This is a genomic window from Photorhabdus cinerea (genome assembly GCF_011189575.1).
Classification (GTDB): Bacteria; Pseudomonadota; Gammaproteobacteria; order Enterobacterales; family Enterobacteriaceae; genus Photorhabdus; species Photorhabdus cinerea.
The window spans coordinates 1-7,707 of record NZ_PUJW01000053.1; the positions used below are offsets into that span (position 1 = coordinate 1).

The window sequence follows — 7,707 nt, forward strand, 5'->3', positions numbered from 1 at the left end:
ATCAAGAAATTTAGTGGGATTGCACGCCGGAAACGCCGAAATGCACATAATGAGTTTTAGTATTGATGCGGAACTGTGCAATAAATAGGCTTAGCGTAGGATATTTTCCGTTTTCCAAGCGGACCCCTATTGGTTGCAATTCGCCTCAGAAACGCATCCAAACGCTCTCTAAGAAGTTTTGATGACCTACTTGATGGTGATGCCACAGAGTTTGAAAGAGAGCGTCACAGAGGCTCCTATGGCCTTGTACTTCGAGAGCATAAAACGAGCGATAAACTCAATCACATTCATTGCCTGCCCGCTTCATTTTCGGGAATACAATAATCGGAGATTAAGGCGTCAATTCTATCTCTCTCATTGGCAACGATGAGTTGTGCTGAATACCGGCCTCATTCAGCAGATGGCACTGCCCAAGTCATCCCATCACATTCTATCTGGCAGTCGTCCAGCGTCATAAGGACGGCTTCCAGTTCTCGGTGTCATTCAGTCATCTTTTTGGCCGTAGGTTTTTCCACCAAGATGATGTTGTCCTCATCAATGCCTTATTTGCTTCTTGCCGAATGGATACCGCTTCACCCCACTCTCTTGTCGTTGATCAAAACTGTGGTGTATGAGTCTGGTTACTTTGTGTTAGTGGTATTCGTCGTATTTGGCCTCATATACGAGACTTTTTTCTAAGAAAACAGAGTTGTTTGTTTTTTATTCAATTTTCATAAGGATAAATATAAAGATCTTTAGATCTTTGAATAAAGGATTAAAAAATGGTTAAAAACAGGTTAGGCGAGCTAAAAACACGATCAACGCATTGATATAGTTATATTTTTACGACTTATTCCGTGCAACGAACCCATATAGTTCCGTGCAACAAACCCATAGGTTGCCGTGCAGCGTTCCCATATACCCCTTGATCTTTTCCACTGTTATCCACACGGAATCCCCATTTTTTCCACAAGATCCTTTAAAAATAGAGCGTTCGTGCAGTGTTCCCACATAGCCGATCTGTTCTCCGTGCAGCGGTCCCATATATTTGATTGCAAACGTGCAATGCTCCCATATATCAAAATTGGTCAATTTTTGCACCGTGCAGCAAACCCACATGTGATCGGGCAGCGTTCCCATATACCAAAACCCCATTTATGCACAGGAAATGGGGATAACTTTTGGCCGCTTTCTGTGTGAGCATGATCACTTTTTGGATTTTTTATGGTTTGTCCTGATCTGTCAGTCTTTGTTCTTGTTAGTCAATCGTGCAACGATCCCACATATAGAGCCTCTGGAGCGTTTTCTAGCGCTCCAGGCTATCTACCCTTGGCTGTGGCTCATCTATGATGTCGTGGTCTATCATGCGTGCTTAATGGCTCTGAGCTCTGTTTGCTGCTTGCGTTTGTTGGAGGCCATCACCTGCTTCACGAAGTTCTCATGGGGCCTGATGACGTACTGCACGTCGATGACCTTGCGGCCATCTTTTACCTGGTTGGCGTCATAGTCGCTGATAACCTCTTGCTTGATGAGAGCTTCTAGGGCAAGCTTCATTGCTCTGACGTTTTCAGGCATCCGGGGGCTCAGTTCACGAGGACTCTGGGTCAAAAAGCTGATGAGTGATGGCGTGTAAGGCGAATTCGGGGAGGCTTGAGTCCAGTAGTGGCTCATGCGTTTGTAGATGTATCTGGCAAGAGGGGAGCGGATCTGCATTCCTATCTTGTAATTGTACTGACGAAACGACAGGTTCATGATCGATTCGTTTACCAGAGGGTTGAACTGCACGTAGCATCGTGCGTTACCGCCTTTCTTCCTGAACTCGCCTCTGGTGGTTAGTCCCACCATCGGGAAGAAGCTGGAGCTGATAAAGGCTTCGCCGTCGTTGCTGATACATTCGAGTGTAGCGCCGCGACAAACCTGAATTGCTTCCTTGATTTCGTTCAGATTGTACCCGTGGCCCATCTTTGACAGCTCTTTTTGGAGTTCGTACAGAGTGAACATGACGCCAGCCTTGCTTTCGATGATGTGACCTTTACCGTTCACAGCGAGTTTGCGTAGCGCATCCTCCAGAATCTCCTCTCGTTGCCCGGCGTAGATCAACACGGTTCTTCCGTCATCCTTCTCGATGATGGCCGGTTTAACTTTCACGGTGAACTGCTGGTTTCTGATGGTACATTGTCGCGTTACGACAGCGTTGGAGAGATCTTCATGCTCGCGCTTCTGGCCCCAGATGTACTTGGGTAGCGCGTCGTAGATTTCGATGGTGTTGGAATAGTCATCTTTCTTGGCCGGAGATTCGATGATCTCGAACAAGCTCATTTGCGGTGAGTCCTTGATTACATCGAGTTTCTCCAGATCTTTGTCTTTGGTTCTTCTGCTCATGATTGTTCCGTTGATACTTTCTAACTGGTGGTCCATGCCGCCAGCAGTGTCAATACTCTCAATGCTACCGTGGCTGTAAAAGCAGGCTAGTAGATACGGCGCTTTACCCCCGCAGTTCTGCTCATGAAGCTCAGGGCTGCCTCTTCATAACGGAAATGGGCAAACTCACCTCACAGGGTGTTTTCGGTCCCCTGGGGCGATTGTGAACGTTTTGCCGGGGTAGGGAGAGGATGGGCCGCTGACTTCTTGATCATCGCTTCGCATTTGCCCAGCTTCGCCAGTTCTGTGGCTGCTATAGATGCTGTCACACCTCGTCGCTATGTGTCTTGTTTAGCAGGCGCTCGTATTCGTTGAGTGCTCTGCGAATTTTTGCTAAGGCCGTGGCTCGTTGTCTTAACGCGGTATACCTACCTTCTACCTGCTGGATCAGTTTTTGTGCCCAAGCTGGCTCTTTCTTGAAGTGCGACATGCTGTATGCGTGGCCTCGCCCTTTCTTGATATGTGTCGATAGAACTCTTTTCTTTTGACCGGGGACTTGCTCGACAAATCTGTTGCGATACCACTCTGCAACGAGTGATACACCGAGAATCCTGACTCGTGTTCCCACTCGCCCTTGTTCGTCCTCAGGGGCATCTTCACGCGCCGACTTGTGTGCGTTCCAGTACATGTCTGCTTCCTGCTGAGCTTCTACTGCGAGCACCGCTAAGGCGTGATCGAGCTTGTTTCGTACCTCTGCGACAAACTCTCTACCCTCTGCCTCTGGCAGATCCTCTGTGATTTCGGATCGTTTTTCTTCGAGCTTCGGATCTAGTAGATCTAGCCATCGCTCCGTTGGTAGACTCACCTTAAAACCCTCCCAATTCCTATCCACATAACCATCTATCTGGAATTTTGACCTAAATATTCCACTACTGGAATCTAACTCTGAGTGTAGGCTAACCCATCTTTGGAATTTGTCAAATACCCCTCTATCTATCTGGAATGTTGATGCCTTCATTCTGACTGCCCTTTTTGTTGTGTGAATTTCCCATTAAAGATTCCAAATATATTGGAAAAACATGCCAATATTCCAAAAAAATGGGTGGCCGGTGTGGAACCGGATCGCCTCCAGGGATGGTCGCGGACGTTGTGCTGCACGTCCATGCTACTGGTTAAGTTGTTTACGATCCCTTGAGCTAGCTGACAGGAGTTACCCAAGTGTTGGTTTAGGGCCTGAACTTTTCTCTGGAAGTTTTCAATCCATTTCGCACCATCCGGGAAGGCGTTATCCAGAGCAAGTTGGAATGCGTAACCTTTGGCGTTGGCCGCTACAGCCTGAAGAAGTTGCACTATCTGGTCTGCGTTGATGAATGAGAGTGAGCCTCTGAAGAGGTCCACACCACCGCAATCAGCTATCCTGTGACTTAGCTCTGGCAGGGACATTGGTCCTTGTCCTATTTGCCCCTAATGATTTATGCTCTTGCATTGATTCAGATATTGATGCAATATTACATCAATATCTGAATCAATGAGGTAATCAAATGCGAACTACTGTCACGATTGATGATGTGTTGTATGCACAGGCGCTGGAAATGGCCGATCCTAGCATGGACAAAGCTGATATTTTCCGGGAAGCGGTGAAAACATTTGTTCAGGTGCAGGCGGCAAAGCGGCTCGCTTCGCTCGGCGGTACATCGCCTGAAATGCAGATGATCCCCCGCCGCCGCGAGGAGCCATCCGTATAATGACTATTTTGGTTGATACATCCGTCTGGGTTGACCATTTCAAAAACCGGAATGACGGGTTGATTCAGTTGCTGAGCCGGGATCTGGTTCTGATTCATCCAATGGTATTGTCAGAGATAGCATGTGGTACCCCTCCGGCTCCAAGACTGCGAACACTTGGTGATCTAGGTCTCTTACCACCGAGCCATCAGGCCAGTACTGCCGAAGTGATGGCATTTATTGAAAACGAAAAACTGTACGGGCTTGGATGTGGTTTTATTGATATTACGTTGCTGGCATCAACCTTAATAACGCCAGGAGCAAGACTTTGGACATTAGATAAGCGACTTGAGAGATTGGCTAAACGTCTTAATGTGAGTTATCAGCCGATTCATTGACCGGAAACTTATAATTATTTTTTCAGCGGGATTTGGGGTTTGAGGAGTAACGGAACCATAGAAACCCCGAGTCAGCTCCTGGCTCTCCTTAAAGTATTTTTTCGCCTATGCCCCCTATCTATGGGAGTTACGGTCATTTTCTTGAAAAGTTCATTCACTTTCAGCCATTGCATTATGTGGCAAATTTCCCAATTTAGGGGTGTAAGCCGGACAATATTACACCACGCTCCTTAAGTAGAGGTGACTATGTTTCTGGCAATAGGAAGCAATATATAGAAGATCTTGGTGGTGGACTATATTTAGATTTTACAGATAGCATAATAAAACACTGGGATGATGAATAATCACCCCGTTAGTTTTCAAATATTACGATTAATATCAATATTTTATACGTTTTCTTTTAACCTCATTTTCTTTTAATCTCGTTTTCATTTAACCATTTTAAAACGTATTCGTTGATAACTTCTTTCATTGTCGTGTTGTTTTTAACACATGCAGCTTTAAAGCGAATCTGTATATCTTTATCCAGATCTACATTAACTCGCTTTGTTTTTTCTTTATTATTCAAAATCTTATCCAAATCCCGATTTTCACCGAACTTCATTTTGGCATTTTGGTTTGGGGTTCTTTTTTCGAGTGCCATTATAATATCTCTTAAATAGTATTCACTTCATACACGTATGTGTATATACACAAATGTGTTATTGTGTGTTTAGTATTCAAACACTTTTATGATTTCTTTAGTCAGAATTTCAATTTCACCTTTCGCATTACCATCATTAGTTTCAAAGACACTTTGACCATCAAGTATAGACTTTATATAGCTCTGTCTTTGAGATATTGCTGTTTTAAACGATGCAATACCGGTTTCTTTGAGATTTTCTTTTAACACACTTAACATTGATGCTTGCTCAATTTTTCGAGTGATCAGAAAACGGGCTTCAACTTTTCGGCTGTACGCTTGTGCTTCTAAGACTGATGTAACGCTTCCAGCGGCTGAAAAATCAAGGGGACTAGGTGTAACAGGTATAATAACTAAATCACTAACCATGACCGCCGCTGATGTTATTACAGATAGAGAGCCTGCTCCATCCACGATAACAAAGTCGTATTCCACTAAATCTTTGCGAATACTATAAACATCTTTTTCACTTGCCGCCGTGAATACATCAAACACACAGTGACCTTCTTCATACCAATTCGTAAGGCTTAACTGTGGATCAGTATCGACAACAGCAATGGAATAACCAGCCTTACGCATAGCTGTAGCAACGTTTATAACGGTGGTGGTTTTGCCAGATCCACCTTTAGGATTCAAAAATGATATGACTTTCACTCGCAACCCTCATTTGTGTAAATGTGTTTTAACTATTATGTGCATAAGCTAACATTTAATCAATGTGTATTTGTGTAAATACACATTTGTGTTTATGTGTGCTAGCATTACTAATATCGTTTTATCCAATAAGCCTGTGCTATAAACGTAATATATAAAGAAAATATCTATATCACACACCTAAATGAATCAACAATGTTGATACTTACAGAGGTGCGTGCTATTGTATCAACATAGACGATACAAAAGGAGGGTAACATGGCTCAAGTTATTGTTAAAAAATGGGGTAACAGCCCTTCAGTGAGACTTCCGGTTGCTATTATGCAAAGTGCAGCACTCAATATTGACGATACAGTAGATGTGGCTGTAGAAGATGGTCGCATTATTATCACTCCGGTAAAAGCACAAGAGTATTCTTTAGATTTACTGTTGGCTGAAATCACAGCAAAGAATATTCATGAAAAAGTTGATTTTGGGGCTCCAGTAGGAAGGGAGTTAATCTAATGGTTTCTCGTTACGTACCAGATTCAGGAGATATGATTTGGATTGATTTTGATCCCGTAGCAGGACATGAACAAGGGGGGCATCGTCTTGCTGTTGTTCTCAGCCCATTCGCTTATAATAACAAAGTTGGACTATTACTTTGTGTACCTTGTACAACGCAAGGAAAAGGCTATCCCTTTGAAGTTGAACTTAATGCGTCCGATAGCTACGCTCTCTCCGATCAAGTTACATGCGTAGACTGGAGAGCTAGGAAAGTCACAAAAAAAGGGATTGTAAATGCTTCAGAATTGGCACAAATAAGAGCTAAGGCAAAGGCACTAATCGGATAATGAATAATTCAATCTAAGACGTTAGAGCCTCATTAGATCCTATTTTGGATGTTATCTTCACAACAAATAATTACTTATGCTCCTGATAAGCGGATATTGACATAACATATTGTTTCATTGGTATATTTTTAACGACACTCATTAATTCTGATGCGGAGGGAATTTAAACGATTGCCCCACGAAATTTTCGCAATATAAAAATTGCATTTCTAAAGGAATATTTAGACCGGATTTAATGCCATATTGCCCTGAAAAAGAAGATTGTTTCTCATTTTTTTACAAGTTGTCTAAAAAATTATAGATGTTTATTTAAATATATAAATTCTGGCATATAAGTTATTTATTAATCATAATGCTCTTTTGAAATTAAACAATCTGATATAATTGAAAAATATAGAGAGAGGGTAATATGATAGATTATAGGGTTCGTTCAGTTTCTTTATTAAATTTTAGTGGATGATATTCGTAGTAAAAAATTAATACCAGACGCATATTTTCAAAGAAATTTGGTCTGGCGAGAAGCACATAAAGTAGATTTTATTGATACAATATTGTCTGGTTATCCTTTTCCTCAAATATTTATATCGAAAGGGAAAATTGATGTGGATAGAATGATAACAGTTTCTTGTATCGTTGATGGACAGCAAAGAATAAATGCAATAATGCAATAATGGAATTTATTGATGATAAGTTTCCTGTGAGAAATAAATATTTTAATGAATTAGATGGTGATGAGAAAGCTAATTTTTTTACTTTATTCTTGTCTATTGTAGGTAGTGTTAGAAATAAAAATATTATTAATGTATCCTTACTTAAGGAAAAACTGAATTATTTTTCAAATAATCTTCCTGATGATTATAAATTGGCAGCAAGTGAGGCTGTTAATAATAAAAAAGAAAGACTGTTAAGGGCTGTATATATAGATAAAATAGTTTCTGAATGTGTTAACTGGGGTCCGCTTGGAAAACGGAAAATATCCTACGCTAAGCCTATTTATTGCACAGTTCCGCATCAATACTAAAACTCATTATGTGCATTTCGGCGTTTCCGGCGTGCAATCCCACTAAATTTCTTGA

General features: G+C 41.9%; 11 protein-coding genes. 6 read left to right on the top strand and 5 right to left on the bottom strand.

The annotated features are described in order from the left end of the window. Positions 1 to 1,341: 1,341 nt before the first annotated feature. The 3 genes from C5469_RS21685 to C5469_RS24610 all read right to left on the bottom strand — a co-directional run bounded on the left by C5469_RS21685 (position 1,342) and on the right by C5469_RS24610 (position 3,783). A complete protein-coding gene (locus C5469_RS21685; protein ID WP_422615875.1) occupies positions 1,342 to 2,361 on the bottom strand; it encodes a plasmid replication protein in 1,020 nt (339 codons plus the stop codon). Positions 2,362 to 2,665: 304 nt separating this feature from the next. After that, complete coding sequence (gene mobI / locus C5469_RS21695) at positions 2,666 to 3,358, bottom strand: conjugative transfer protein MobI(A/C) (protein WP_422615876.1); 693 nt, start codon at positions 3,356 to 3,358, stop codon at positions 2,666 to 2,668. Next, positions 3,355 to 3,783, bottom strand: a complete 429-nt coding sequence (locus tag C5469_RS24610; RefSeq protein WP_422615877.1) for a conjugal transfer protein TraH — start codon at positions 3,781 to 3,783, stop codon at positions 3,355 to 3,357. The genes mobI and C5469_RS24610 overlap by 4 nt, the downstream gene beginning before the upstream one ends. Positions 3,784 to 3,881: 98 nt before the next feature. Here C5469_RS24610 and C5469_RS21705 point away from each other — a divergent pair, with 98 nt between their 5' ends. Both C5469_RS21705 and C5469_RS21710 read left to right on the top strand, forming a co-directional pair. Next, positions 3,882 to 4,085 carry a type II toxin-antitoxin system VapB family antitoxin gene (locus tag C5469_RS21705; RefSeq protein WP_166310671.1) on the top strand — a complete coding sequence of 68 codons (204 nt, stop codon included), beginning with the start codon at positions 3,882 to 3,884 and terminating at the stop codon, positions 4,083 to 4,085. Continuing rightward, positions 4,085 to 4,462 carry a type II toxin-antitoxin system VapC family toxin gene (locus C5469_RS21710; protein WP_166310673.1) on the top strand — a complete coding sequence of 126 codons (378 nt, stop codon included), beginning with the start codon at positions 4,085 to 4,087 and terminating at the stop codon, positions 4,460 to 4,462. The genes C5469_RS21705 and C5469_RS21710 overlap by 1 nt, the downstream gene beginning before the upstream one ends. 406 nt (positions 4,463 to 4,868) lie before the next feature. Here the strand turns inward: C5469_RS21710 and C5469_RS21715 are convergent, their stop codons facing one another. Together C5469_RS21715 and C5469_RS21720 are read right to left on the bottom strand one after the other, a co-directional pair. Then, positions 4,869 to 5,105 carry a plasmid partition protein ParG gene (locus C5469_RS21715; RefSeq protein ID WP_166310675.1) on the bottom strand — a complete coding sequence of 79 codons (237 nt, stop codon included), beginning with the start codon at positions 5,103 to 5,105 and terminating at the stop codon, positions 4,869 to 4,871. A 69-nt stretch (positions 5,106 to 5,174) separates the two neighbouring features. After that, complete coding sequence (locus C5469_RS21720; RefSeq protein ID WP_166310677.1) at positions 5,175 to 5,798, bottom strand: AAA family ATPase; 624 nt, start codon at positions 5,796 to 5,798, stop codon at positions 5,175 to 5,177. 258 nt (positions 5,799 to 6,056) lie between these two features. On the opposite strand from C5469_RS21720, the gene C5469_RS21725 reads away from it, so the two are divergent. The 4 genes from C5469_RS21725 (at position 6,057) to C5469_RS23335 (ending at position 7,652) form a co-directional block, all read left to right on the top strand. Then, a complete protein-coding gene (locus C5469_RS21725; RefSeq protein ID WP_166310679.1) occupies positions 6,057 to 6,302 on the top strand; it encodes an AbrB/MazE/SpoVT family DNA-binding domain-containing protein in 246 nt (81 codons plus the stop codon). Next, entirely contained in the window at positions 6,302 to 6,631 is a 330-nt protein-coding gene (mazF, locus tag C5469_RS21730; protein ID WP_166310681.1) for an endoribonuclease MazF, read from the top strand. The genes C5469_RS21725 and mazF overlap by 1 nt, the downstream gene beginning before the upstream one ends. A gap of 452 nt (positions 6,632 to 7,083) precedes the next feature. Beyond that, positions 7,084 to 7,302 (top strand): DUF262 domain-containing protein, encoded by a 219-nt coding sequence (locus tag C5469_RS24615; RefSeq protein WP_207629299.1) that lies wholly within the window; start codon positions 7,084 to 7,086, stop codon positions 7,300 to 7,302. Further along, on the top strand, positions 7,302 to 7,652 hold the full coding sequence (locus tag C5469_RS23335) for a hypothetical protein (protein ID WP_207629301.1): 351 nt from the start codon (positions 7,302 to 7,304) through the stop codon (positions 7,650 to 7,652). Before C5469_RS24615 ends, C5469_RS23335 begins: the two co-directional genes overlap by 1 nt. Positions 7,653 to 7,707 lie beyond the last annotated feature (55 nt).

Excerpts from the sequence above, each read along its gene's own strand:
- C5469_RS21685 (WP_422615875.1), bottom strand. The coding sequence starts at position 2,361 with ATGAGCAGAAGAACCAAAGACAAAGATCTGGAGAAACTCGATGTAATC.
- mobI (WP_422615876.1), bottom strand. The coding sequence starts at position 3,358 with ATGAAGGCATCAACATTCCAGATAGATAGAGGGGTATTTGACAAATTC.
- C5469_RS24610 (WP_422615877.1), bottom strand. The coding sequence starts at position 3,783 with ATGTCCCTGCCAGAGCTAAGTCACAGGATAGCTGATTGCGGTGGTGTG.
- C5469_RS21705 (WP_166310671.1), top strand. The coding sequence starts at position 3,882 with ATGCGAACTACTGTCACGATTGATGATGTGTTGTATGCACAGGCGCTG.
- C5469_RS21710 (WP_166310673.1), top strand. The coding sequence starts at position 4,085 with ATGACTATTTTGGTTGATACATCCGTCTGGGTTGACCATTTCAAAAAC.
- C5469_RS21715 (WP_166310675.1), bottom strand. The coding sequence starts at position 5,105 with ATGGCACTCGAAAAAAGAACCCCAAACCAAAATGCCAAAATGAAGTTC.
- C5469_RS21725 (WP_166310679.1), top strand. The coding sequence starts at position 6,057 with ATGGCTCAAGTTATTGTTAAAAAATGGGGTAACAGCCCTTCAGTGAGA.
- mazF (WP_166310681.1), top strand. The coding sequence starts at position 6,302 with ATGGTTTCTCGTTACGTACCAGATTCAGGAGATATGATTTGGATTGAT.
- C5469_RS23335 (WP_207629301.1), top strand. The coding sequence starts at position 7,302 with ATGGAATTTATTGATGATAAGTTTCCTGTGAGAAATAAATATTTTAAT.